The sequence below is a fragment of the Bombilactobacillus sp. ESL1187 genome, from assembly GCF_058107155.1.
This window is the reverse complement of sequence record NZ_JBYLTZ010000001.1, coordinates 941273-966421: the sequence shown is the minus strand read 5'-3', so window position 1 is coordinate 966421 and position 25149 is coordinate 941273. Positions and strand designations below refer to the sequence as shown.

The 25149-nt window shown below is 38.5% G+C and carries 21 protein-coding genes; 10 read left to right on the top strand and 11 right to left on the bottom strand.

The window, feature by feature from the left end; genetic code table 11:
- The first annotated feature begins 102 nt into the window (after nucleotides 1-102).
- Both AC3B5B_RS04685 and AC3B5B_RS04680 read left to right on the top strand, forming a co-directional pair.
- Nucleotides 103-990, top strand: a complete 888-nt coding sequence (locus AC3B5B_RS04685) for an AraC family transcriptional regulator (RefSeq protein WP_489756751.1) — start codon at nucleotides 103-105, stop codon at nucleotides 988-990.
- A gap of 96 nt (nucleotides 991-1086) precedes the next feature.
- Nucleotides 1087-2100 carry an NAD(P)H-dependent glycerol-3-phosphate dehydrogenase gene (locus AC3B5B_RS04680; RefSeq protein WP_489769438.1) on the top strand — a complete coding sequence of 338 codons (1014 nt, stop codon included), beginning with the start codon at nucleotides 1087-1089 and terminating at the stop codon, nucleotides 2098-2100.
- Nucleotides 2101-2314: 214 nt separating this feature from the next.
- Here the strand turns inward: AC3B5B_RS04680 and AC3B5B_RS04675 are convergent, their stop codons facing one another.
- The 5 genes from AC3B5B_RS04675 to AC3B5B_RS04655 all read right to left on the bottom strand — a co-directional run bounded on the left by AC3B5B_RS04675 (nucleotide 2315) and on the right by AC3B5B_RS04655 (nucleotide 6569).
- Nucleotides 2315-2785, bottom strand: a complete 471-nt coding sequence (locus AC3B5B_RS04675; RefSeq protein WP_489756754.1) for a universal stress protein — start codon at nucleotides 2783-2785, stop codon at nucleotides 2315-2317.
- 20 nt (nucleotides 2786-2805) lie between these two features.
- Nucleotides 2806-4056: a carboxylate--amine ligase gene (locus tag AC3B5B_RS04670; protein WP_489769437.1), complete on the bottom strand. Its 1251-nt coding sequence runs from the start codon at nucleotides 4054-4056 to the stop codon at nucleotides 2806-2808.
- 362 nt (nucleotides 4057-4418) lie between these two features.
- Nucleotides 4419-5291, bottom strand: coding sequence for a hypothetical protein (locus tag AC3B5B_RS04665; protein ID WP_489769436.1), 873 nt, complete (start codon nucleotides 5289-5291; stop codon nucleotides 4419-4421).
- A gap of 186 nt (nucleotides 5292-5477) precedes the next feature.
- A complete protein-coding gene (locus AC3B5B_RS04660; RefSeq protein ID WP_489756757.1) occupies nucleotides 5478-5996 on the bottom strand; it encodes a GNAT family N-acetyltransferase in 519 nt (172 codons plus the stop codon).
- A gap of 81 nt (nucleotides 5997-6077) precedes the next feature.
- Nucleotides 6078-6569, bottom strand: coding sequence for a hypothetical protein (locus tag AC3B5B_RS04655; protein ID WP_489756758.1), 492 nt, complete (start codon nucleotides 6567-6569; stop codon nucleotides 6078-6080).
- A 496-nt stretch (nucleotides 6570-7065) separates the two neighbouring features.
- Between AC3B5B_RS04655 and AC3B5B_RS04650 the strand changes: the two genes are divergently transcribed.
- Complete coding sequence (locus tag AC3B5B_RS04650) at nucleotides 7066-8955, top strand: beta-glucoside-specific PTS transporter subunit IIABC (protein ID WP_489756759.1); 1890 nt, start codon at nucleotides 7066-7068, stop codon at nucleotides 8953-8955.
- A 60-nt stretch (nucleotides 8956-9015) separates the two neighbouring features.
- Here AC3B5B_RS04650 and AC3B5B_RS04645 read toward each other — a convergent pair whose 3' ends face one another.
- Nucleotides 9016-9498 (bottom strand): universal stress protein, encoded by a 483-nt coding sequence (locus tag AC3B5B_RS04645; protein ID WP_489756760.1) that lies wholly within the window; start codon nucleotides 9496-9498, stop codon nucleotides 9016-9018.
- Between the two features lie 216 nt (nucleotides 9499-9714).
- Between AC3B5B_RS04645 and AC3B5B_RS04640 the strand changes: the two genes are divergently transcribed.
- Nucleotides 9715-10527, top strand: a complete 813-nt coding sequence (locus AC3B5B_RS04640; protein ID WP_489756761.1) for a tyrosine-protein phosphatase — start codon at nucleotides 9715-9717, stop codon at nucleotides 10525-10527.
- 217 nt (nucleotides 10528-10744) lie between these two features.
- Nucleotides 10745-11809 (top strand): alcohol dehydrogenase catalytic domain-containing protein, encoded by a 1065-nt coding sequence (locus AC3B5B_RS04635; RefSeq protein WP_489756762.1) that lies wholly within the window; start codon nucleotides 10745-10747, stop codon nucleotides 11807-11809.
- Nucleotides 11810-11889: 80 nt separating this feature from the next.
- On the opposite strand, the gene AC3B5B_RS04630 is transcribed toward AC3B5B_RS04635, so the two are convergent.
- Nucleotides 11890-14256, bottom strand: coding sequence for a phosphoketolase family protein (locus AC3B5B_RS04630; protein ID WP_489769435.1), 2367 nt, complete (start codon nucleotides 14254-14256; stop codon nucleotides 11890-11892).
- Between the two features lie 142 nt (nucleotides 14257-14398).
- Nucleotides 14399-15124, bottom strand: a complete 726-nt coding sequence (locus AC3B5B_RS04625; protein ID WP_489769434.1) for a GntR family transcriptional regulator — start codon at nucleotides 15122-15124, stop codon at nucleotides 14399-14401.
- Between the two features lie 229 nt (nucleotides 15125-15353).
- Here AC3B5B_RS04625 and AC3B5B_RS04620 point away from each other — a divergent pair, with 229 nt between their 5' ends.
- Nucleotides 15354-17945 carry a BspA family leucine-rich repeat surface protein gene (locus AC3B5B_RS04620; RefSeq protein WP_489769433.1) on the top strand — a complete coding sequence of 864 codons (2592 nt, stop codon included), beginning with the start codon at nucleotides 15354-15356 and terminating at the stop codon, nucleotides 17943-17945.
- A gap of 205 nt (nucleotides 17946-18150) precedes the next feature.
- Here AC3B5B_RS04620 and budC read toward each other — a convergent pair whose 3' ends face one another.
- On the bottom strand, nucleotides 18151-18924 hold the full coding sequence (gene budC / locus AC3B5B_RS04615; RefSeq protein ID WP_489756766.1) for a meso-2,3-butanediol dehydrogenase: 774 nt from the start codon (nucleotides 18922-18924) through the stop codon (nucleotides 18151-18153).
- A 62-nt stretch (nucleotides 18925-18986) separates the two neighbouring features.
- Here budC and AC3B5B_RS04610 point away from each other — a divergent pair, with 62 nt between their 5' ends.
- A complete protein-coding gene (locus AC3B5B_RS04610) occupies nucleotides 18987-19325 on the top strand; it encodes a winged helix-turn-helix transcriptional regulator (RefSeq protein WP_489756767.1) in 339 nt (112 codons plus the stop codon).
- Here the strand turns inward: AC3B5B_RS04610 and iolE are convergent.
- Complete coding sequence (iolE, locus tag AC3B5B_RS04605) at nucleotides 19322-20224, bottom strand: myo-inosose-2 dehydratase (protein WP_489769432.1); 903 nt, start codon at nucleotides 20222-20224, stop codon at nucleotides 19322-19324. The two genes, AC3B5B_RS04610 and iolE, sit on opposite strands and share 4 nt — an antisense overlap.
- Nucleotides 20225-20262: 38 nt before the next feature.
- Nucleotides 20263-21396 (bottom strand): NADH-dependent flavin oxidoreductase, encoded by a 1134-nt coding sequence (locus AC3B5B_RS04600; protein ID WP_489769431.1) that lies wholly within the window; start codon nucleotides 21394-21396, stop codon nucleotides 20263-20265.
- Nucleotides 21397-21546: 150 nt separating this feature from the next.
- On the opposite strand from AC3B5B_RS04600, the gene AC3B5B_RS04595 reads away from it, so the two are divergent.
- The 3 genes from AC3B5B_RS04595 (at nucleotide 21547) to AC3B5B_RS04585 (ending at nucleotide 25072) form a co-directional block, all read left to right on the top strand.
- A complete protein-coding gene (locus AC3B5B_RS04595; RefSeq protein ID WP_489769430.1) occupies nucleotides 21547-22167 on the top strand; it encodes an endonuclease III domain-containing protein in 621 nt (206 codons plus the stop codon).
- 56 nt (nucleotides 22168-22223) lie between these two features.
- A complete protein-coding gene (locus AC3B5B_RS04590) occupies nucleotides 22224-23753 on the top strand; it encodes a ClC family H(+)/Cl(-) exchange transporter (protein WP_489769850.1) in 1530 nt (509 codons plus the stop codon).
- A gap of 167 nt (nucleotides 23754-23920) precedes the next feature.
- Nucleotides 23921-25072: a cation:proton antiporter gene (locus AC3B5B_RS04585; protein WP_489769429.1), complete on the top strand. Its 1152-nt coding sequence runs from the start codon at nucleotides 23921-23923 to the stop codon at nucleotides 25070-25072.
- The last annotated feature ends 77 nt before the right edge of the window (nucleotides 25073-25149 follow it).

The following is a 25149-nucleotide window of genomic DNA, read 5'->3' as shown; positions in this document are numbered from 1 at the left end:
GCTTACATTTAATTGTAAATGAAGCCTTTTCAAATTAAAATTGCCTTGATTGTGTTAAAATCGATTAAATGTAGTTTTTTATTCCGTTATAAGGAGCTTTTCATGCAAAAAATCGTCAATATTTTCAACCAAACCACTGATCCTAATGCTAATCTCTTTTTAACCCACGCCGGTTTTTCCACTAATTTAGCCGATCATCATTACGGTCCAACAATGCGCCATGAATATTTAATTCATATTATTTTGAAAGGACAAGGGATTGTCAAAACGCAACAACAAATTTGGCAATTAAGCGCTGGTGATGGATTTTTATCAACGCCACAACAAGTCATTGCTTACCAAGCGGATCACCAGAATCCGTGGCAATATTTATTTTTTGGTTTTCAAGGTAGTAAAGCCCATCTTTATTTAGACAAAATGGGCTTTTCCAACCAGCGCTTAGTCTTTCAAACCAGCCAATTAAACTTTTTTGTGGATTGCGTCAAACAATGTCTACAACACCAATCTAAAAACTTGGTCGATGAACTATTCATGACAGGGATTATTTACCAATTATTAGCAGGGTTAGCTCATTATCAAACAGACGTGATTACACCGGACAAAGCCGTCATCTTACATCCCTGTACGATCAAAGCCACCGATTACTTAGCGCAACATTTTCAAGAACCAATCACGGTCAAAACCATGTGTCAGGCTATTGGTTTTGATCGCGTTTACGTTTCCAAATTATTTAAACAAGATTTACAAATGACGCCGCACGACTATTTGAACCATTTAAGAATTGAATATGCGGTAGATTTATTAAGTATGACTACCATGTCTATCAGTGATGTTGCCCACGTCGTTGGCTTTTCCAATGTGGATGTTTTTATTCGCTCTTTTAAAAAACTCTTCGCCATTACCCCCAAACAATTTCAAAAACGTGAAACCACCAGTCATTCCATCAAAAACGATTTGACTAAAAAACTGAATTTTCAATTACGGCGTTAAGACCGACTCTCATGACAAGTTACTGAATTTTTCAATACAACTAATTCATTCCAGAGTATAATGGAATTGATAAATTATTAAGATAAGGGTGAAGTTATGAAAAGCAAAATTGCGGTTTTAGGAGCTGGATCTTGGGGCAGTATCCTAGCCAGTGTACTAGTTCAAAACGGTCATGATGTTCATTTATGGACACGCAGTGCCCAACAAGTTCACGAGTTAAACACACAACATACCAACGAGCACTATATTCAAAATTATCACTATCCGCAAGAGTTAATTGCCACCACTGACTTTACAACTGCTTTAACAGGCGCACAAATAGTCTTATTTGCAGTACCGACTCCTGCCATTCGTAGTGTGGCCCAACAAATTCAACCTATTTTACAAACTTTGCCACAACCACCGATTATTGTGCATGCTAGTAAGGGATTAGAACAACAAACTCATTTACGAATTTCAGAAATCTTACAGGCTGTGTTACCGACCAATCTTTATCAAGCTATCGTTGCTTTATCCGGTCCAAGTCACGCTGAAGAAGTTGCTAAAAAAGACATCACCTTAATTACTGCAGCCTGTGCTGATTTGGCCGCAGCCCAAACAGTCCAACAGATTTTTATGAACGACTATTTTCGTGTTTATACTAATTCAGACGTAATTGGTGTGGAATTAGGCGCCGCTTTAAAAAATGTCATTGCCTTAGGAACCGGGGCCCTCGTTGGACTCGGTTATGGCGATAATGCCAAGGCGGCTTTAATGACCCGTGGCTTAGCGGAGATTTCGCGTCTCGGAGTTAAGCTCGGCGCCAACCCGTTAACCTTTACCGGTTTATCGGGCGTGGGTGATTTAGTGGTCACTTGTACCAGTGTTCATTCTCGGAATTGGCGAGCTGGTAAACAATTAGGCCAAGGCCAAAAATTACAAGACGTGATTGATAATATGGGCATGGTCGTTGAAGGAGTCAAAACTTGCCAGTCTGCTTATGAATTAGCGCAACAAGAACAAATCGAAATGCCAATCACCGAAGCTATTTATCACGTTTTATACCAAGAAGCCGACGTGAAAGCAGAAGTTAAAAAACTTATGCAACGTGAAGGCAAAGCAGAAATTTAATCATATTTTGAACATAAAGCTGGAACAAATATCAGTAGTAGATGCAAACTACTAATATTTATCCCAGCTTTTTTTGATGATACAAAAAAAGTACTTCTCAAGTAAATGTCGGAACAATAAAACTAATACTCAAATTCTGTTTAGAATTACATAAGCATTACTTAATTAATTGTTCCCACTTCACTGAAGAAGTACCTCATCATTATTTTAAAAATTAGTCACGCACTATTAACACACTAACAGGTGATTTTTCCATAATTCCTTTGGCTTCATTGCCGACAGTCTTGCCTAACAAGGTTTTGGCTTCAGAACCTAGCACAATTAAGTCTGGCTGAAAATCAGCCACAACTTCATCCAAAATAACTTTATCGGGATCACCTTCGGCTAAGATAGGCTTAGCTTCTTTCACACCAAAATTATCAGCTTTTTTCAGATATTCTAACAAGTCATGTGACAAGTTCAAGCGCTTATCATCCATTTTTTCTGGTGACATGCTGTCAAAAACATTCACATCTTGCGTTTCTAAAACAGCAACAATTCCTAGTTGTGCATCCAAATCTCTCGCCATGGTACAAGCAGCATTAAATGCATGATCAGATGAAGTAAAATCGTCCACATCAATGCCTACTAAAATCTTCTTAAACCGCTTTTCTGTTACTTGGTAATTCTTCAATTCTGAATCCAAATTCCTAACCTCCACTAAAATTATTTAAAGTTTTGGCCCTTATTTTCTTCAAAGTAACGTTTGAATCGTCCTCGATAGCGATAAAACATGTAACTTAACAACACTAAACGTTTAATTCCGAAGTCACCTTTATAGAAAACAGTTGTGCCATACCGATCTTGTCGCAATAATTCGAGAGCAATTTCTTTATATTGATTTTCCAAAGCATACTTTTTAAAGACAGCCGTCGGAACTCCCAGCCATAGTTGATGCTGTGCTTTATTCTTATTACCGTAAACGGTTGGCTGTTCATCCAAGGTTTGTTTGACATAATCATCAACCACAAATTGAGCCAAATTATAACCATTTAAAGTAACATAAAAGCTACTACGTCCTTGGCGTAAATTAATTTCAAACAGCTTAAATTCCTGATCACGATCATCGAATTTCATATCAAAATTAGCGAAACCGGTAAATTCAATTTCTTCCAAGAAGCGTTGCAAAACATCGTACAACTTTTGATTGTATTCCGGTAAAATTGCCACATAATTACCAATTGCCGCCGGTGTCGGATCTTCCAATAACGGATGGCCTAAGCACATTAACTTGACATGATGATGTTGGTCAACATAGGCGTTTAAGACCCGCATATGTGAATCATCTCCCGGAATAAATTCCTGCAAAATCAAGTCGGATTCATAACCATTATCATAAATTTTGGCAACAATATCCAGAAATTCCGCTTCATCTTGAATAGTAAATGCTTTTTTGCGCCCTTCAAAATGAATATCCAACCACTCAACACTATTAGCTGGTTTTAACGCTACTGGATAATCAAACGGTACCGTCAAGTCCTGTTGTTGATACATTTGTTTGGTAATTATTTTTGTTTGTGGATGTGGCAAATGGTATTGTTCACAAATCTGATAAAATGATTCTTTATTATTTAATTTGCGTAACAAGTCATAGTCGACATAAGGACAAACAAAAGTTTGTGATAATTCTTCTTTATGCTTAGAAATCAATTCCGCATAACCGTCACCCATCGCCAATAATATAACGGGTTCTGTATGTTCAGCATACTTTTTGGCAATTTGGCGCATGTTTTCAATAAATGCTGGATCCTCAGTAAAACCGTCATATAAATTGACATTAATAATTTTTGAATACTTGGTGGGTGCCAAAGCTTCTTGGGCATAGGCTTGCACTGGTTGATGCGTTAGTTCATAAAACGACCGCGCAAAACCGTAAGCATTAATATCACTGCCTAAAATAACTGGTGTAAAATTCACTTCACTCTGATTATCGATAATCTCTCACATTCCTTTATTACTAAGTTTGAATTAATTAATTTTGAGTTTCCGAAACTGATCTCAGCTATTCAATGGAATAATCAATGATCAAGTACAACCACATTGTACCAAATCAGCCGTCAAATATAGCACTAAATTTCAAATTACAACCAAATTTTAAACTTTACTGCGACAAAAGCGCTTAGCAGCTGAGCATAGTCAAGAATCAGTACTTAAGTTTTGCACTTTAAACTTGAGGACTATTCGTAGCTAGACGCAAACTGCTGCTTTTGGAGCGCTAAATCAACATACTGCGGCAAAGAACGCTTACTCATTTGCTCAAGAACCTGCGGCCTGACAATTTAAGCATCAGTCTTAGTGGTACTATCTTTAACATTAATCGCAGGTTGCTGCTTTAAACCAAAATCCGCTTGCTGAATATTTTTTTTAGGTGGTTGATTTAACATCATATCATCATCACCCACATACATATTAGGGGCTACTTGATAAAATAGTTGTCCTTGGTTATTTTTAATCACTTTACCAATTTTCCACGTCGACTGCTTAGCAAAATCAACGCCATCGCCCATGTACAAATAACCTTGCGCATTATAAATTTTCGTTGTGGAATTTTTGATAGTTCCAATCAATCCCATGTTTTGCGCCGGATGTCCGTTAATTCCAAAATCAGGCTGTTGCACAATATGATCTGGCGTGCCATTCACCGCTAAATCATCATCACGCACATACAAGTTGGGCGCGACTTGATAAAACAAATGGCCTTGGGCATTCTGAAGTACTTTGCCAATTTTCCATGTTGATTGATAAGCCAGATCGACCCCATCATTGATGCCTTGTTGACCATCAGCATAATAAGTCGCACTAATCGGGTTTTTAATCGTTCCGACCAAACGCTGTTTCAAGCGACCCGATGTTGGTTCAAAATTAGCCCAAACATCACTACTCTTGACCCATTCGTTACCCGCAATTTGATAATAGAACAGATTACTCATCGTTTTAATTTTGCCGACACGCCAATCAGTATTAACCGGCACAAAGCGCTGTTTAATCAATTGCCCTTGATTATCGTATAAATTAGTATATGGCCCGCTGGTCGTAGTAACCACTTTATAATTATAATCTTTTGCGTGGACTGTCTCGCCCTTCTGTGCCATGAATACGCCCCAAACACTACTAATTAATAAGAAACTACTGATAATTTTTGATTTTGACATTGCCAAACTCCCCCTCAATTAAAAATAAGTCTCTCTAAGGCTTATTATAGTCGGGCACACCATGAACGCCAAAATTTGTTATTACTCAACTGCAATTTATTTAAAAGAAAAAAATAAGATTTCTGAATTCTAACTTTTTCATAGCAAAGTCAGAGTTTAGAAATCTCATAGTCAGACTGAATTCAATTAAATAAACCGCTGATAGGCAACACATGGTTTATGCATTACATTATCAATCGTCCCGCATTGGGTAAAACCATTTTTTTCAATCACATGGCGCATGGCCAAGTTATCGAAGTGCGTATCAATACGGACATCACTAAAATTCAACGAAGCGGCAATTGTTAATAGGTGCTGAATAAAAATTGATGATAGACCTTCGCCTTGATGTCCCTGACAAATCGCTACGCGATGAATAATGGCATAATTTTTGTGCGAATCCGGACTCCATTGACCATCATAAATTTGATCATAATTACTCTCACCCTGATCCTCCAAGGCGGCAACACCGGCAATTTGATCATCTTTAATTAAAAAGTAAGCGATACCTCGGTCAATATCATCTTGTAAAATAGCTTGATCAGGGTAACCATCTTGCCACAAGTCGACACCCCGACCGCGAAGGACACCTTTCGCTTCTTCAATAATTTCGACCACTAATTCAATTTCATCAGCGTGAACTTTCCGTAAATATGTGACTGGCATTATCTATCCCTCCCAAAATTGAAACACCAGAACATGGTACATAGGTCAATCACAAATTGCAACCTTTTAAATAAAATTTTTTTACTTTTGCCATTGCTCAATTTGATTAGCCGCCAAAGCAATTGATAGTACAGCATCTGGCGATAAATTATTCCGCAAATCACTCATTAGTGTATTGCTGGCGACTGCCCCGATAACTTCTAACGCATATTCAATCAGATGTAGATCACTTTGAGCATTATAACTGCCTGTTTGGTAAGGATTTTCGTGATTATAGTCAAAATTAATTTCATTGTTCACAAAACTGCCATCAACATGATTAACTAAAATCCGATCTTGCAGTTGGGCTAAAGTTTGTTGTTCATGTTGCAAAGTTAAGCGATGATCGGATTCATTTTGGTAATATTGTTCTTCGGTCATAGTTAAATAATTTTGCACAGGCTGGCGTAAAATGGCCAAACCATCTAACAGTTCATAGATCTTTTGCACATCTAAAGTTTCAGTCTGTGCAACAATTTGCGCGCTGTGTTCTTCTAACCAATCGGCTAATTGACTAATCGTTTGTGTTTCCATAGTTTTCCTCCCGCAAGCCACAGGCTTTTATTATTAAATTATAACTGTTTCGCCTATGAGATACCAGCAACTATACTGCAACTCCAGCGCTTAAAAGCTAAGCACAGCAAAAGTTGCTTTTACCTTTAGTTTTTGGACATAGTTAGACTCACGTTTTTACTTCTTGGAAAAAATGCTAGATTAATCTGTGCCAAAAACCAATTTAAGCTATGAAAAAAATGTAAAAAGTATGATTTTAAATGTACATATTTACAAATTAGTGTTTTAACAGCACTTAATTTATTACTATTTTTTGCGAAATTTAATTGTAATAATCGCTTTTATGAGCAATAATGCTTTTATTTTTAACCAATATTTCCTAATTACAGAAAATTTATCTTAATTTTACTTTAATTGATATTGTTAATTTTTTTTCTTTAGTATAGAATTAACTTTTAGGTTAAAAACGTTATCAATCAAATATTGATAGCATTACTCTAATAATGGAGGGATTACATTGAACGAAAAGGATTTAGCGGGACAAATCCTTCAGCTCGTTGGCGGTGATGAAAACGTCAACGCTGCTTGGCATTGTGCCACGCGTTTACGCTTTACTTTAAAGGATGAAAGTAAAGCTCAGAAAGATAAAATTGAAAGCCTTGATGGTGTGATTACTGTCGTGCAAGCCGGAGGACAATATCAAGTTGTTATTGGTAACAATGTTGGTAGCGTATACGATGCTTTAGTTGGTATCGACCCCCGCTTGGGTGAAGGTGATGATGCACCTGCTACACCAGCGGCCAGTGAAGGTAAGAAAAAGTTAACTGCTAAGGGCATGTTTGATGCTTTTGTTTCCTTTATTTCTGGTGCTTTCACACCGTTTTTAGGTGCCATGGCTGGTGCCGGTATTTTAAAGGGCTTATTATCTTTATTTGTCGTCTTACACTGGATGACACCCAAGACTGGTGCTTATCAAATTTGGTATGCCGCGGCTGATGGAATCTTCTATTTCTTACCAGTTATTTTAGCGTTTACTGCTGCTAAGCAAATGAAAGTTAACCAATATGTGACCGTTGCCATTGGGATGGCTTTGGTTTATCCAACCATGGTTAACATGAAAGGCTTAGACTTCTTCTCCATTCCAGTTTCTAAAGCTACTTATACAAGTACGGTTATTCCTATCTTGTTAGTGGTAGTCGTTCAAAAATGGTTAGAACCTTTATTTAACAAGTTTTGGCATGAGTCAGTGCGTAACATTTTAACGCCATTATGTATGTTAATGATTTTGGTTCCATTAACCTTCTTAATTGTAGGACCAATCAGTAACGCCATCAGTGGTTTCTTAGCTGGTATTGTTTTAGCTTTGTACCAACATGTCCGGATTCTCTCTGGATTAGTCCTCGGTGCTTTCTGGGAAGTCTTTGTTATTTTTGGTGTGCATTGGGCGTTTGTTCCTGTTATGATGAACGACTTATCAAAATGGGGCTATGATCCATTAATGCCAATCTTATTACCAGCTGTTTTATCGCAAGCTGGTGCTGCTTTAGGAGTCTTTTTAAAGACTAAAGATGACAAGATGAAAGGTTTAGCTGGTTCGAACACCATTACCGCAATCTTCGGTATTACTGAACCAACCGTTTATGGTATTACCTTAAAAATGAAGAAACCATTTTACTGTGCTGTCGTTGCTGGTGGAATTGGTGGGGCCATTGTCGCCTTTTCCGGTGTGCATGCCAATACCGTTGGTTTAGCCAGCATCTTGAGTTTGCCAACCTTCATCAGTAAAGGTTTCGCTTTATCTTGTGTGGGTGATGCTTTGGCCTTCGTCTTAGCTGCCATCTTCACTTATCTCTGGGGTGGTGTCAACAAAGATGTTGCTCCAGCAGCAGCTACTACCGAAACAACTACTGCTTCTACTGAAAATATTTCCACTGCTACAACTAATAACGGCACTGAAACAGAATTAATTGCCCCAGTTGCCGGTACTGTTATTCCAATTACTAGTGTTAGTGATCAAGTTTTTGCCTCTGAGGCAATGGGTAAAGGAATCGCCATTGTACCTACTGCTAAAGTTGTAACGTCACCAATCTCTGGAACCATTAGTGTTGCTTATCCAACTGGACACGCTGTCGGCATCACCGGTGATGATGGTGTTGAAGTGCTATTGCACTTAGGAATTGACACAGTTAACTTGAACGGTGAACACTTCAAATTATTGGTTGAAAAAGATCAACACGTTGAAGCGGGAACACCTTTAATTGAATTCGATTACGAAGCAATCAAAGCAGCCGGTTATGACAATACGGTAATGATGATTGTGACTAATACGGACAATTATGATTTCCAATTTACCGATGACACAGAAGCTGATGGTAACCCATTGATTACCGTTACTCCGAAAAATTAGTAATAATCAAAAAATCCTTCAAAAATTTTGAAGGATTTTTTTGTACAATCATTTAATTAATTATTTATTTTTGGCAGGTACGGTTTTATTATCCAATTCTGTCCGCACTACAATCACATCTGTCGCAGCATTGCGAATCACATATGAAGAAACTGAACCGACCAATAGTCGCTCTACCGCATTCAGTCCCGTGGAACCCAAGATAATGAGATCATCATCGTAATCCTTAAAGAAATCTGCGGCAATAATTACTTTCGGATCGCCAAAGCGAATATGAATTTGAATTTTATCAGCATCCAAGCCATCAGCAACCATTTGCTCTTTTAATTGCGCTAAATAATTCTGTGAATCTTCCGTAATTTGATAGATGATATCACTAGTTAACATGCCGCCATACGCCCCAACAAACTGCCGCGTATCCAAGACGTTCAAAACATCAACCGTGGCATGATTTCTAATTGCGACTTGTGTTGCTTTTTTAAGTGCCGTTTCTGATTCCTTAGAACCATCCACAGGGACTAAAATTCTTTGATATTCTTGCATAAGGTTTGCCACCCCTTCTCGTCAAAGACAATTGCAGTTCTATCTTGGCGAAGTTTCTAGTCCTAAAATTATAAATAATTTTATTAATTTAATTATAACATAATACTATCATTTTTCAGACAATTTACTTGGAATTTCGTGAATGAAAAATTAAAATGACTCGCCTATTGAACCATATCTTTGATAAAATTAAGTAAAAGTCTACGGAGGTACATTATGGATCAAAAACAATTATTAGATATTTCATCTGGAAATAATTTTCGTGAATTAGGCGGCTATCCCACGAAAGATGGTCACCATTTAAAGTCACATAAATTAATTCGGTCTGGTAGCTTAGGCAGTTTGAATCAGCGAGATTTAGACTATCTCGACGATTATGGCGTCCGGTTTGATATTGACTTTCGGTCTGCCGATGAACAAGCTAAAGTCCCCGATCATGTTCCCGCACAGGCTAAATATTTATTTGACCCGGTTTTCAAAGTAGATTTAACCCAAGCCTCTAAATTTAATGCTGATGAAGAAGATAAAAGCGCCTTGGAAAAAGAGGCTTTATCGGATATTCCTGAAAACGGCCACGCTAACATGTTAGATACTTATCAGGATATCATCAATCTGGACAGTGCCAAAAAAGCCTATCGCATTTTCTTTGAACAATTATTAGCTAATGATCAAGCCGATGAAACTTTATTGTTCCATTGTACTGCTGGCAAAGATCGAACCGGGATTGGTGCAGCCCTACTTTTATCCGCTTTAAATGTTGATGCTGACATTATCATCAAAGACTATCTGTTTACTAATGTGGCGTCTAAAGCTTATATTGACCAACAATTGGCCGATTTGCAGGCCCAAGGCTTAAATCCCAAACAATTAATTTCCGCCAAAGCCTTACTAACTGTTAGTCCTGATTATCTGCGCATTGCGGATGCTGAAATCAAAAAAACCGCTGGCAGTTGGTTAAACTTTATTCAAACTGAACTAAATGTCAGTGATGGCGATTTACAAGATTTACGTAAAATTTATTTAGATTAACAAGCAATTAAGCAATGATTCAAGCTCCTAAAATTGGCTAACAAATGCTAAGTTTAGGAGCTTTTTTGTCGTATAGATTCATTATTACCATAGCATTCATAAAATCAGTGGAATGTTAAATAACTGATTTATTGTGAAAAAGTTAATTAGTTGTTGACGCCGCTTTCACTAGTCATTTAAAATATAGTTGTCGTTATTAAAGAAAGGAGTAGTTATTATGAAAGCAGCGCGCATTTATGGGAAACAGGATATCCGGATTGAAGATGTAGAACTCCCCGAACCCCAAGATGATCAGGTACAAGTCAAAGTCAAGTTCATTGGAATTTGTGGCAGCGATGTGCACATGTATGCCGATGGTTTTGCTTTACCTTATGAACCGAATCCTTTATCTGGCAAAACTGTTCCGATTATTCAAGGACATGAATTTTCGGGACAAGTAGTTAAGCTTGGCAAAAATGTGCAAAATATTGCGCTCAATGACCGTGTGGCAATTGAGCCTATTTTAGCCTGTGGTCATTGTCCCAATTGTCTGAAGGGGCAATACAATTATTGCCTCAATGCCGTTGGCCCTGATGGTAGCGGTAATTTCATTGGCGTTTCAGATGATGGCGGCATGGCAGAATATGCCAACGTTAAAGCCCAATTTGTTCATCCTATCCCGGATGAAATGGGATTTGACTTAGGAGCTTTAGCGGAACCGACTTCTGTCGCCTATGAAGGCATCAAACGTAGTGGTTTAATTGCCGGCCAAACAGTTGCGGTCATGGGCGCTGGTCCCATTGGATTATGCACGGCACTACTTGCCAAAATTGCTGGAGCCACCAAAGTTTATATTTCTGATGTCTCCACACAACGTCTAGCTAAAGCTCAAGAACTGGGAATTACGAACACTTTAAATCCTACTAGCGATGATGTGGTCGCAAAAATCCATGCTGATTTACCAGCTGGCGTCGATATTGCCTTTGAATGTGCTGGAGTGCAAGCGACATTCGATACTGCTAATCAAGTAACTGCTTCTACTGGCTTAATTCAAGTGGACGCTTTATTTGGTCAATCCATTACTTTGGATATCAATGATGCCATCATGAACGGTCACAATATCCATACCACCCTAGGCTATGAAAACTGTTTTCCCACAGTAATTAACATCATTAATAACCATCAAGAGCTTTTCCAGAAATTAATTACAAAGAAAATTCCGTTAGAACAAACTGTTGACGGAATTAAATCATTAACTACGGATAAATCACAGGTCAAAGTTTTGATTTCTCCCGAACTGTAAATAATTTATCAATCATCAAACCAAAAAATCCTTAAGCCCACTGAGCCTAAGGATTTTTATAATGCTATTTACATATTTAATTAATCTGCAAAGCCTTTGAATTGCCAATTATCAACTTCAGGTAAATCTGCACCATTTTCCCGAATATAATCATGATGCTTTTGTAACTTAGCATCCATTTGGTGACTAAAGTCTTGGGCTTGATCACCATAAACCAAGTTAGCTGCATGTTGGGCTAAGTGGAAGCGATCCAGTTCATTAACGACCCGCATATCAAATGGTGTCGTAATATCACCATTTTCCCGATAACCATGCGCATACATATTATGATTATTCCGTTCGTAGAAGATATCCCGTAATAAATCTTCAAAACCATGGAAAGCAAAGATGATCGGTGCCTTCTTGGTAAAGATGGCATCAAATTGTTCTTGACTCAAGCCGCGCGGATTCTTGCTTGGTACTTGCAACTTCAATAAGTCAACTACACTAACAAAGCGAATCTTCATTTCTGGGAAAGCAGCATGCAATAAATCAATCGCTGCTAAAGATTCCATGTTAGGTTCTGTGCCCGCCGCTGCAAAGACAATATCTGGTTGTTGACCGTGATCATTAGTGGCCCAATCAATGACTTTCACACCTTGTTCCACAATCTCCTTAGCTTCTGCCATGGAGTAGAATTGTGGCCGTGGTTGCTTAGAAGCAATGATTAAATTAATTACTTCTTGTTCATTCAAAGAATGTGCAGCAACTGCAATTAAAGTATTCGCATCGGCTGGTAAATACTCCCGAATATATTCCGGTTTCTTTTCAGCCAAATGAGTTAGAATACCCGGATCTTGGTGTGTATAACCATTATGGTCTTGTTGGAAAGAAGTCGAAGTTGAAATAACATTCAAAGCTGGGTACTTCTTCCGCCAAGGTAATTCGTTGGCCTTACGAATCCACTTGAAGTGTTGCGTCAACATTGAGTCAACTACCCGTAAGAAGGCTTCGTAACTTGAGAAAATTCCGTGACGACCAGTTAAAGTATAACCTTCCAACCAGCCTTCAGCTTGGTGTTCAGACAATTGTGCATCCAAAATTCGCCCAGCTGGAGCTTCAAATTGATCATTCGGCTTTTTAATGGGTTCCAACCATTGGCGCTCACTAGTTTCAAAAATGTGCATCAAGCGATTGGACATGGTTTCATCCGGTCCAAAAATTCTAAAAGTGGTTGGGTTAAGTTTAATAATATCACGTAAATAATTACCTAATTCCACCATATCTTGACCAATGACGGTGCCCGGTTGGTCAAATTTGAATTCATAATCATCAGGATTAGGCAACTTTAATGGTTTTGGATCTAAACCACCATTAGTAATAGGATTCATTGACATCCGTTGGTTACCTTTAGGTGTCAAAGCTTTGATTTCTGGCTTTAAAGTACCATTTTCATCGAATAATTCTTCAGGATGATAAGATTTCAACCAAGATACTAAGGCATCAGCATGTTCCATGTGGTTAGCATCAACTGGAATTGGAATTTGATGTGCTCTAAATGAGCCTTCAATTGGTTCATTATCCCAAGATTTCGGACCAGTCCAGCCCTTGGGTGCCCGGAAAATAATTACTGGCCAATGAGCCATTTTGGCATCTGCAGCTGCATTTTGACGAGCTTCTTGTTGAATGGAATGAATTTTTTCAATGGCTTGATCCATCGCAGCAGCCATTTCGGGATTCATTTTTGCTACATCGTCGCCTTCCACAAAAATTGGATCCCAGCCCATACCGGTAAAGTATTGCTTTAGTTCTTCATCAGTTTTTCGAGACAGAATAGTTGGATTTGAAATCTTAAAACCATTTAAGTTTAAGATCGGTAAAACAGCACCATCCGTCACAGGATTAATAAAGACATTAGAGAACCAAGAAGTGGCTAGTGGACCAGTTTCTGCTTCACCATCACCGATTACCGCCGCAGCAATGACGTCGGGATTGTCTAAAATAGCACCAACACCATGAGAGATTGAATAGCCTAATTCGCCTCCTTCATGCATGGAACCGGGAGTTTCCGGAGCAGCATGTGAAGCCACACCACCGGGGAACGAAAATTGTTTAAATAATTTTTGCATACCGGCTTCGTCGGCAGTGATTTCTGGATAAATCTCACTATAACTGCCATCTAAATAAGAATTAGAGACCATGACCTGTCCACCGTGACCAGGTCCTTCAATGTAGAACATGTTTAAATCATATTTATTGATCACACGATTCAAATGAGTATAAATAAAGTTCTGCCCTGCAATTGTCCCCCAATGTCCAATTGGATGAACCTTTACATCATCAGCTTTGAGTTCCCGCTTTAATAACGGATTATCCTTTAAATATAATTGACCAATTGAAATATAATTAGCCGCATCAAAATATTTGGTCATCAAATCAAAATATTCTGGACTACTGTAATCTGTCATTGCTCTTCCTCCTAAAAATAATTCGGTTGCAAATATTGTGACAATCAGCACTGCAAAATCTACTTCACTAAGAGCCCTTACATGATATTTATAAACCTTGCACAAACTTTTGTCAACCATTTTAAAAAATGGTACGACCCAATTATTTATTTAAATTAACGAAGGTGGCAAAATTCCAGTACTTATAGTGCAAACGCATGCTCGAATATTCAAACGGAATACCGTCATCACGAAAGAAAATCCCCGCCATAATGCCCACTGGTTCAGTCGGTTTTAACTGCAATAATTTTTGATCCGTCGGTGAAGACGGTTCGGCAGCCATATCTAAATACGCCCGATTAATCACCTCTCCTTTTTGTTCTTCTAAGTAATTAAACAAAGAATTTTCCAAAACTTTTTGTGAGAGATTAGGCAACAAGCGGACTGGTAAATAACTCGTCTCAATTAAAATTGGAATTTCATCCAGCTTGCGGAGCCGCTGAAATACATAAACAAAATCGTCGTCATTTAAAAATAAATTCTGTTGGATTTCCAAAGGCGGCTTTTGCACATCTAAACCTAAAACTTGAATTTGCTGAGTTTGTCCATTCTTAACCATGGCTGTTGTTAAACCAACATTGTCACCCGTATAATCTAGTGCAGTTTTATTTTTTAAAAATAACGGATTAATAAAATTGCCTGAACCTTGTTTTTTAAAGATGATACCTTGATCAGCTAATAGTTGGATCGCCCGCTTAATTGAACTGCGGCTCACAGCAAAATTTTCACTTAGGCTGCGTTCATCCGGCAATTTGAGATTAGCATAGTGATGGTGAGTAATGTTGTGCTTGATCGTTTGGGCAATTTGAACATAAATTGGTTTACTCATGCATTTTTCCATCCTTACTTTTGAAAGTTATCAAATCTATTATGCCATGTCAGGGGAAGCTTTTTCAAAATGAATCCGCGTCCATGAACAATCACCTCAAATTTATCAAAAGTCAAATAAAATATTTTCAGTAAAACTATTAGAATAATTATTACAATCTCACAAAAATAGAGTAAAATTACAATTATTAACTAGGTAATTCACAAAGTTGGTTCAGGGAGATGCTAGAATGATTGCCAAACGAAATTGGCTGATTATAAAAAATTCTTACTGCACGATTGCTTTCTTAATTGGTTTTATCTGCCTATTTACTAGCCATCTAACCCAAGCGGCTGTTAATTTGCCGCCAACTAACGTTCTGCAATCGAAAAGTATTAATTTACTTCCGACGCAAATTCAAAATCCACTGATCAAAGATAGTGAACCACTAGCTAGTTTGACTCCACCTAATGGTAACGCCGTCGATACCTCTTGGTGGAATTTTACTGCAACCACCGGCACTTTAACCATTAACCTAGATGCCTTAAAGCAAGACAGTACCAAATTTCAGCCGACTTACACAGATTCTGAAAATTACAAATATTATCCGTGGTATTATGCTTTAAACGGCAACTTGTCCCAAATCAAAACTGTGACTTTTCAAAATACCAGTAGTCAAAAATTTACCCCGCCCAATGATGATCTGGGTTGCTTATTTTGGGGAATGAGTAATTTGACCAAGATTAATGGTTTAGACCAACTCAACACTCATTATGTTGTGGTCTTTAGTAGTTTATTTAACGGTTGCCAAAGTTTAGATTCAACGCAAATGAATAAACAAATTGCTGCCTTAGATTTATCTGCCGCTAATACCACGACGAATATGTTTAAAGGCTGTACAGATCTCACGCAATTAGATTTAAGCTCCTGGTCAAAAAGCGCCAATGGTCTCAAGACTAGTAATATGTTTCAAAATTGCACTAACTTAACGACGATTAACCTAGGAACTAACTTTGCTAGCAATAATTTTACCGATATTTCGGGAATGTTTAGCGGGGACAGCGCTTTAACAACTATTCAAAATATTGAACAACTAAATGTTACCAATGCTGCAGATTTATCTAACCTGTTTAACAGTTGTCAAGCACTAACAACCCTCGACTTGAGTCGTTGGCAAATCGGCGCTCAAATCGGCACTAGCAATATTAAAACTATTAATTTAGCTAAAATGTTTCAAGGGTGTACTCATCTAACTAGTATCTCAGGACTTGAACAATGGCAGACTGATAAAGTCGGAGCTGCCAATGGTCTTTTTGATCATTGTAATGCACTAAAAGACATCAACATCAGTACTTGGAACCTGGATCAAGCTACGAACCTTGGCAGTATGTTTTCCAACTGTTCAAGCTTACAAACCATTGCTTGCGCCAATTTAATCGGCAGTCAAAATAAATTTTTTGATAATCTTTTTTATAATGATTCTCAATTAGTCCAACTTGATATCGGCAAATTAAACATGAAATCCAGTACGGCGCAAGCCAATATGTTTACAGGAACGACTAATCTGTGTAAATTAACACTCAGTCCGTATTTGAAATTAGGAACCAGTTGCGGTTTACGAGCTGCCCCTGGAAATGGTAAGGCCTTTAGTACTGATCCAACTGAAGCCAATCCCCAACATCTTTCGACGTCCGATAGTTGGCAAGAATTAGGGACTGGTGTCGACGACTATCAGGCCAATGGTCCTTTATATAGTAATAATGATTTAATCAAACTTTACCCAGGTACAAATAATCCCACAACTGTGAAAACTTACGTCTGGCAATCAGGCTGGTGGGGATTGTCATTAACCACGGGCAACTTAGTTTTATTTAATGATGGCAATAATAGCGTCCATCAACCACAAGCAACGACCACTGATACTCAAAACTCACCATTAGGGACTTGGCCGTGGCAGCCTTACGTTGACCAAATCAAAAGCGCGAGCGTTAACGCGACTGTAAACACGGGGAAAGTGACTTTCAGTAACGCCAGTGGCTTACTGGCCAATTGTAAAAATTTACAAACCGTTTCTAATCTCAATGATTTATCGATTGATAACGCCTCAATTGACCATCTTTTTTATCAGGATACTAGTCTGAAACAATTGGACCTAACTAATTTGGACACTACTAAAACGACTAATGATACTAATTGCTTGGCTGGTTTAACTAATTTATGGAAAATCACTTTAGGCAAGCAAACTAAATTAACGCTTGCTGCTAACTTGCCAACAGCTCCTGGCAATAATACCGCTTTTCCAGAAAATAATAACTATCAAAGTTTGACTAACAATTGGCAAGAAGTTAAATCAAGTGACACTAACATTTATCAACCTAGTGGTGCTCTTTTGACTAATGCTCAAATTGAACAACGGGCATTAGGGCAAGTTCAAACCTATATTTGGCAGCCGAGCTGGAAAGTCGTCTTATCTAAATATCCTCGTTCTTTATCACTCAATCACATTTATGATTATCGCGCGGGGTCTGCGCCCTTAGTAGGGCCACAAGAATTTGAAATTCAAGACAATCGTCCTACTCCTAACAATGACTGGCAATTAAATGCCAGTGCACGCCAAACTAAAGGTTCAAATGTTGCAATCTTATTTAACCAGCAAAGTATTATGAATCAAAACACTGTGATTCAATCTAGTAAAAATTTAACTGCAAATACGAGCGAGCAATATCAATGGAATTATCCTGCTAGTACCGGCTTTGGTGTTAGTTGGCAAAATGGTGTACAAAGACCGAGTTTAAACAATCAGTTTATTATTACCTACTCTCTAACAGATTCACTACATTAATTGAATAATAACTTTCAAAATAAAAAAGTTGGAGTAACAATCAGACTGTGACCGCAGCAATGCTTGTTAATACAAGCATTAGTCTCAGATTCTTGTTCTCCAACTTTTATTTATTCAGCGCTTGATTCTAAAAAAACTGTTCGTCGAATTTGACGAAAAATTATATTTATTCTAGCTTCAGCAGCTTGGATTTACCACTAAAATCTTACTCAAGATGAGGTTGCCCCGTAGAAGCGGTCGTGCCGCCGTCAACAGTTAAAATTGTGCCCGTAATGTAAGCAGCATCACTGGATGCTAAGAACAAGACTGCGGGGGCAATATCCGCTGGCCGACCTGGACGTTGTAAAGCAATCCGATTAATAAATGGTTTTAATTGTTCATCAGATTGTGCCATCCCCTTCGTCATATCTGTCAGTGTAAAGGCTGGCGCCACCGCATTCACTCGAATACCATCTTTACCCCAATCTAACGCTAATGATTTGACAAAGCCATTCACGGCATGTTTGCTGGCATTGTAAATGGATTGTTGCCAATCACCATTGCTGCCAGACACTGATGATACCGCAATTAATGTTCCTTTGGTTGCTTTTAAAGCTGAATAGGAAGCTTTCGCCAAATAGAAAAAGCCATCAATATTAGTTGCTCGAACTTTTTCCCAGTCAGCTTGTGTTAAATTAGCAATTTCATCGGCAGCAAAGGCGGCCGCATCACTGACCACAACATCTAACTGACCAAACTGGGAAATCGTTTTGGTTACCGCCATTTGTGCTGTATCCGGCTGAGAAATATCGCCAACAATTACTAAAGTTTTAGCAGCATCATAACCTTGAACAGTTTCTTCCAGTACCTTTTGGCGCCGACCTAAAACAGCCACTTTAGCACCATTATCTAAAAATCCTTGCGCAATGGCGCGGCCAATACCACTGCCACCACCAGTTACTAAAACTACTTGATCATTTAAAGCGTATTTATTAGTCATTTTCAATCTCCAATTGTTATAATGAATTATTATTTCGTACTCCAAGAAAGGTCGTTTCACTCATGAAAAAAACCTACGAACAGTTACTAAAATGCAATTGTGCCACAGCGCAAACTTTATCTTTAATTGGTGGTAAGTGGAAAGTTTTAATCCTGAATCACTTAGCCGAAAAAAGCTACGGTTTTAACGAATTGCAGCGTTCTTTATACGGCATCACCGCGCATACATTGACCCAAACTTTAAAGGAATTAGTGGCAGACCAGCTCATTGTGCGCACCGATTTTCAAACTAATCCGCCCAAAACTCAATATTCTCTTTCCAAAACGGGACAAGAACTCAAACCACTTTTGAGTGAAATTACTAAGTTTGGTGAAGAATATCCTGCTTTAAGTCTGAATTAATCTAGTTCGGTTAACCTTGCTTTCAAGAAATCGTGCGCTTTAATTGCTAAAGCTAGTGAATCGACGTGGGCTGGATTTAGTTCCGCGTCTACCATGACCCAGCCATGATAACCCTGCTGAATAAAATCAAACACTGGTTGAAAGTCCAAATTCCCTTGTCCGGGAACCGTAAAAGTATCATTTAAAATCGTCTTGCCGAAGGCCGAACCGGTTTGTTGAAACTTCTTCAGCTGCTTTACATGGACATCCTTTAGATGCAGATACACGATCCGGGCAGCATATTGCTCTAAAAGTGGCTGATAGGAACCATCTGAAACAAAAGCATGCCCTGTATCTAGCAATAGTCCGACTAAATGAGGATCAGTATGATCCATCAAGCGGGATACTTCCGCTATGGTTTGGACACCAGTTCCTAAGTGATGATGATAGGCAATTTGGACATCGTATTTTTGCGCTATTTTGCCAAACTCATTTAATCCTGCACACAATTGTCGCCATTGATCATCAGTAAAGATCGGTTTATCAGTAAAAATATTCTGGTCTGTTCGGCGTTGAATGGAATTAGTTTGTTCTGATAAGACTGTAAAATGAGCTTGCATAGTAGCTAATTTTTGACAATGCCGTTCAAAATCAAGACAGGCTTGTGTGATGCCGTCTCGCAAGATAAAACTGCTAAACCACTGACCCGCAATTTTGATGGTTCTAAGATCTGCTTGTGCTTTCACTTGTTGTGCACTGGGAAAATAACCCGCTCCTTCGGTTCCTTGATAACCTGCTAAAGCAACTTCATCTAGGATTTGCCGGTAATCTGTCTTTTGCCCAATTTTAGGGTCATCTTCATTCCGCCAGCTAATTGGTGAAATCCCCAATTGCACTTGATACTTACTTTCAGAATTCATCAGCTTCACTTCTTTTCAACCAACTAATCCAACAAAATTTAATTATTATCTTTTGCAAAAACTTGGTCGTAACCGCCCATGGTTTCGGCAATTTGCTCTAAAAAGCTCGGTTTGATGCCCAAATCTTCCATGTCAGCTTGCACTAGCCGGTATCTAATCGCCTGTTCCTCATTGCTTTGCACTTTTTGCACCCATTTAGGTTCCCAAATGGACTCGTGCCCCATTGCTACCAGGTCAAATTCTGCACTGGCTGTTTGAGCTTGTTGCGGTGTTTTGATGCCACCAACCACAATTAAGGGCATCGCCCCAGCAACTCGTTTCTGTATAGCTTCATTAACAATGACCGTCGATTTTGGATCACGACTTGGTGTTTTCCAAACATCGCCTTGCGAAACATGTAGATAGTCAATTGGATATTGCTTTAATTCATCAATTAATTGCAACGTATCATCTAAAGTGATCCCCGGATTTTCTAACTCTTCCGGTGACAACCGATAACCGAGCAAAAAGGACTTCGGCGCATATTGTTCAATTACCTGAGCAACCTCTTGCACAACGGCTAATGGGAATTTCATTCGCTTTTCTAATGATCCGCCCCAAGCATCTGTGCGCCGATTAGAATGCGGAGAGAAAAATTGTTGTAATAAAAAGGTGTTAGCGCCGTGGACTTCCACGCCATCAAAGCCAGCTTGAATCGCTCTTTTTGTAGCTAAGCCAAAGTCCTTAATGGTTTGTTCAATCTCAGCAGGCGTTAATTCACGGGGCACTTGAGCATCTGGACGTTCTGCCGCTACAGCACTGGCACTGACTGGTTGTTCTCCCCGCAAAATTTTGTTATTGGACATGCGTCCTGCACTAAAAATTTGAATGACAGCTTTAGTACCATTTTGCTTCATCGCAGCTGCTAAACGACTTAAACCAGGAATAAACTTGTCATCAGCAATACTCAATTCACCTTCAAAGCCTTTGCCTAAAGCATTGACGTTTGCTGTGGCTGTAATAAATAAACCCGCGCCACCTGTATGCTGAGCATAATAAGCAATTTCATCACTCGTGACCGTTCCATCTTCAAAGGACATTTGTTCTGTCATAGGCGGAATCACAATGCGATTTTTTAATTGCACAGCTTTATTTTTAAAATGATATGGTTGTAAAAACTTGTATTCAGTCATATTTATAATTGGCCTCCCTAGCTTCGTTTTGATCTGTGCCAGTAGTATAATTCATAAAATTAGTCAATAACAGTACTGACTTTTTTGATACTATTCACTTCAACTTGTCAGAAGCTGACCCTTATCTTATGATGAAGCCAAGAGTTAGAGGTGATACCCATCGACTATTACCAAGTATACTTAGATATGTATCAATTATTTGGACCCCAATTTTGGTGGCCATCAAAATCCGATTACGAAACTCTAATCGGTGCTATTTTGGTGCAAAATACTAATTGGAAAAACGTTGAAAAATCGCTATGTAATTTACGTAGCCAGACTAACTTTGAGCCCCAATTATTATGTAATTTATCCTTAGAACAGCTGAAAATTTTAATTAAACCCAGTGGCTTTTACAACGCTAAAGCCCACACCATTCAAGCGGCGTTTCGTTTCTTACAACCTTATCAGTTCAATTTTCAAACCGTAGCCGATGAATTTCCGCAAGCTAAATTGCGTCAGCAGCTTTTAAAGATTAAAGGCATTGGCAATGAAACAGCTGACGCCATTTTATTGTATATTTTCAACTATCCAGTTTTTATTGCTGATGCTTACTCTAAAAAGATGATTTTCTACTTAGAAAACAAAGACGTACAAAAAAAGACCTATCGGCAAATCAAAAATTACTTAGAGCCACCGTTACTGGCGCATATGTCCGTCAAAGATTTTCAAGAGTTCCACGCTTTAATTGATGATCATTTATTCGATTATCTACACCAAAAAATGAATTAGACTGGTTGAAAAAAGACTAAGTTCCTTCAAAATATGAGTAAGGCAGATGACATGCAATCAATATCAAACGATTTGATACAACTAATTTTAAATTTATTATCAAAGGCATCCTGATTGGCATTTTAACAGGACTGGTCGTTGGTAATTTTCGCTTATTAATTGTTAAATCTTTAGCTACTTGGCTCAAACTTTACCAATTAGCCCATATCCAGCATTCATTCTTATTAGTTATTTTACTTATTAATGTTGCAATTGCCATCATCATTGGTTTATTAACTAAACGACAACCCCACATTATGGGTTCCGGTATTCCGGAAGTTGAAGGCCTATTAACTCAACGGATTAGCTTAAAGTGGTGGCCCATTCTTTGGCGCAAATTCATTGCTGGCGTTTTAGCAATCGGATCAGGGTTATATTTAGGGCGTGAAGGACCATCCATTCAGCTAGGAGCAGCGGTCGGTCAAGGAATAGGTGAATACTGGGAACCATCAGCTAAAAATCAACGAATTTTATTAGCTAGTGGCGCTGCTGCTGGATTATCAGCGGCCTTTAACGCTCCGATAGCAGGGACTTTATTTATTTTAGAAGAAGTTTATCATAATTTTTCCCCATTAATTTGGATGACCTCCTTATCCGCTGCCATTAGTGCAGATTTAATCTCAATGAATATTTTTGGTTTAAAACCCGTTTTGTACATGGCTCATTTACCCGTGTTTCCCCTCCATTCCTACTACCATTTGTTATTTCTTGGTCTAATTCTGGGCATTTTCAGTTTTTTCTATCAAAGAATTTTATTACTGATGTCTTGGTTATACGCCAAATGTTTCGGCTGGTTACCCCGTATTTTTCATGGTTTAATTCCTTTGTTATTAGTAATTCCTTTAGGCTACTTTTTACCACAAACTCTTGGTGGTGGTAACAGTATTATCTTGAACTTAAGTAAATTGAAGTTGGGACTTCAAGCTTTACTGTTTTTATTATTATTGCGCTTTATTTTTTCGATGATTTCCTATGGCTCAGGACTAGCTGGTGGAATTTTTTTACCAATTTTAACTTTAGGAGCCATTACGGGCACATTATATGGCACTATCGCTGTCAAGTTAGGTTTACTGTCAACCAAATACATCGTCAATCTCTTAGTATTTGCCATGGCTGCTTATTTTGCCGGAATCAGTAAAGCTCCGTTTACTGCTATTTTATTAATTACCGAAATGGTTGGCTCTTTGCAACACCTTGTTCCACTAGCCCTTTTGTCGTTAGTGGCTTACATTGTTGATGATTTATTCGGTGGTGCGCCCATCTACGCATCCTTATTAGCCAAAATGACTATCCCGAAAACGCTCCACCAGATTAGTGGTCACCCCATACAATTTGAGTTACCAATCTCGACTGATAGTTCATTCAACGGCCAACAAGTACGTGACATTCAGTGGCCGAAGGATTGTTTGTTAATCGGTATTCGCCAAGGCGCCAAAACCCTGATCGCTCACGGTGACACACTCATCATGGCGGGTGAAACCTTAATTATTCTAACCGATGCTAGTCAAGCCGACACAGTTAAAAACCTCTTGCATCAATTGGAATAATCTGCGTATTCTTGCACATTTTACTATTTTTGTTAAGATATCAATGATTATCAATTTTTTAATAAGTATTGGTTGGAGTTTCGACTTTCAAGAATTTGCTTTGGTTTGGGTTGCCAAAGGCTTTTTTTGAAAGTCTTTTTTTATGATTTGAAGGAGTTTGTTCGCTAATGAAGTTTATGAGTTCATTATGTTTAATCTTAGTCACCACCACTATTTTAGGTCATCTTAGTAATAGATTGCACCTCCCAACTGTTATCGGTGAACTGCTGAGTGGCGTCATTTTAGGCCCGGCATTTTTGCATTGGGTCCAGCCAAGCAATTTACTTCAAACTTTTGCAGAGATTGGCGTCGTCTTGTTAATGTTCATGGCCGGGCTGGAAAGTGACTTATCGACCCTTCGCCGCTTTTGGCGTCCCAGCATTTTGGTTGCAGTATTGGGGATGATTTTACCAATTTTCACCGCTTATTTTACTGGCCGCTTTTTTCATTTTTCACGATTAGACAGCTTATTTTTAGGTGTGACATTTGCTGCAACTTCTGTTTCCATCTCTATTGTCGTTTTACAGGAAATGAACCAATTGACCAGTGCTGAAGGAGCCACGATTCTCGGTGCAGCGGTAGTCGATGATATTTTGGCAGTTATCGTTTTTAGCATCTTGCTTAGTTTTGTCGGAAGTCATGTTACAACTAGCACCCAGCAGCAACATTTACCGTTGACACTAGCACTTCAAGTTGGCTATTTGATAGTTTTATTAATTCTCGGTCGGTGGGTAATTCCCTATCTAATGAAACTCAGTTCTCAATTGCTCCTTCCCAATTCCGAAACTATTATGGCCTTAATGATTTGCCTTAGCTTAGCTGTTCTAGCCAATGCAGTCGGTTTAAGTGATGTTATCGGGGCCTTTTTTGCTGGCCTAGCTATCGGTCAAACTAACCATCAAACGAGTATCAATCACGAATTGCAGCCCATCGGCTATGCCATCTTTATTCCAGTCTTTTTTGTCAGCATTGGCTTGAATATTTCTCTATCCGGAATTATGCAAAACATGGGATTATTTTTGGTATTAGCTATTGGTGGTATCATCACAAAAATGTTAGGTGCTGGTTTAGGTGCGCGCTTAACTAAATTTTCTAGACATAGTTCTGCTATCATCGGTGCTGGGATGATCTCGCGCGGGGAAATGGCTTTAATTATTGCCCAGTTAGGACTACAGAGTCACTTATTCTCTAGTAATCGTTACTCAGCAATTATTGGTGCTATTATCGCCACAACATTAGTCGCACCGTTACTTTTAAAAGCTGTCTTTTCTCATCCCTAAAAGGTCAGCAACCATTATATAATAATCATTAGATAACTAATCGAAACTAATTACTGTACCTCTCTCATAGAATAATC

Excerpts from the sequence above, each read along its gene's own strand:
- AC3B5B_RS04685 (WP_489756751.1), top strand. The coding sequence starts at position 103 with ATGCAAAAAATCGTCAATATTTTCAACCAAACCACTGATCCTAATGCT.
- AC3B5B_RS04680 (WP_489769438.1), top strand. The coding sequence starts at position 1,087 with ATGAAAAGCAAAATTGCGGTTTTAGGAGCTGGATCTTGGGGCAGTATC.
- AC3B5B_RS04665 (WP_489769436.1), bottom strand. The coding sequence starts at position 5,291 with ATGTCAAAATCAAAAATTATCAGTAGTTTCTTATTAATTAGTAGTGTT.
- AC3B5B_RS04660 (WP_489756757.1), bottom strand. The coding sequence starts at position 5,996 with ATGCCAGTCACATATTTACGGAAAGTTCACGCTGATGAAATTGAATTA.
- AC3B5B_RS04655 (WP_489756758.1), bottom strand. The coding sequence starts at position 6,569 with ATGGAAACACAAACGATTAGTCAATTAGCCGATTGGTTAGAAGAACAC.
- AC3B5B_RS04645 (WP_489756760.1), bottom strand. The coding sequence starts at position 9,498 with ATGCAAGAATATCAAAGAATTTTAGTCCCTGTGGATGGTTCTAAGGAA.
- AC3B5B_RS04640 (WP_489756761.1), top strand. The coding sequence starts at position 9,715 with ATGGATCAAAAACAATTATTAGATATTTCATCTGGAAATAATTTTCGT.
- AC3B5B_RS04635 (WP_489756762.1), top strand. The coding sequence starts at position 10,745 with ATGAAAGCAGCGCGCATTTATGGGAAACAGGATATCCGGATTGAAGAT.
- AC3B5B_RS04630 (WP_489769435.1), bottom strand. The coding sequence starts at position 14,256 with ATGACAGATTACAGTAGTCCAGAATATTTTGATTTGATGACCAAATAT.
- AC3B5B_RS04625 (WP_489769434.1), bottom strand. The coding sequence starts at position 15,124 with ATGAGTAAACCAATTTATGTTCAAATTGCCCAAACGATCAAGCACAAC.
- AC3B5B_RS04620 (WP_489769433.1), top strand. The coding sequence starts at position 15,354 with ATGATTGCCAAACGAAATTGGCTGATTATAAAAAATTCTTACTGCACG.
- budC (WP_489756766.1), bottom strand. The coding sequence starts at position 18,924 with ATGACTAATAAATACGCTTTAAATGATCAAGTAGTTTTAGTAACTGGT.
- AC3B5B_RS04610 (WP_489756767.1), top strand. The coding sequence starts at position 18,987 with ATGAAAAAAACCTACGAACAGTTACTAAAATGCAATTGTGCCACAGCG.
- iolE (WP_489769432.1), bottom strand. The coding sequence starts at position 20,224 with ATGAATTCTGAAAGTAAGTATCAAGTGCAATTGGGGATTTCACCAATT.
- AC3B5B_RS04600 (WP_489769431.1), bottom strand. The coding sequence starts at position 21,396 with ATGACTGAATACAAGTTTTTACAACCATATCATTTTAAAAATAAAGCT.
- AC3B5B_RS04585 (WP_489769429.1), top strand. The coding sequence starts at position 23,921 with ATGAAGTTTATGAGTTCATTATGTTTAATCTTAGTCACCACCACTATT.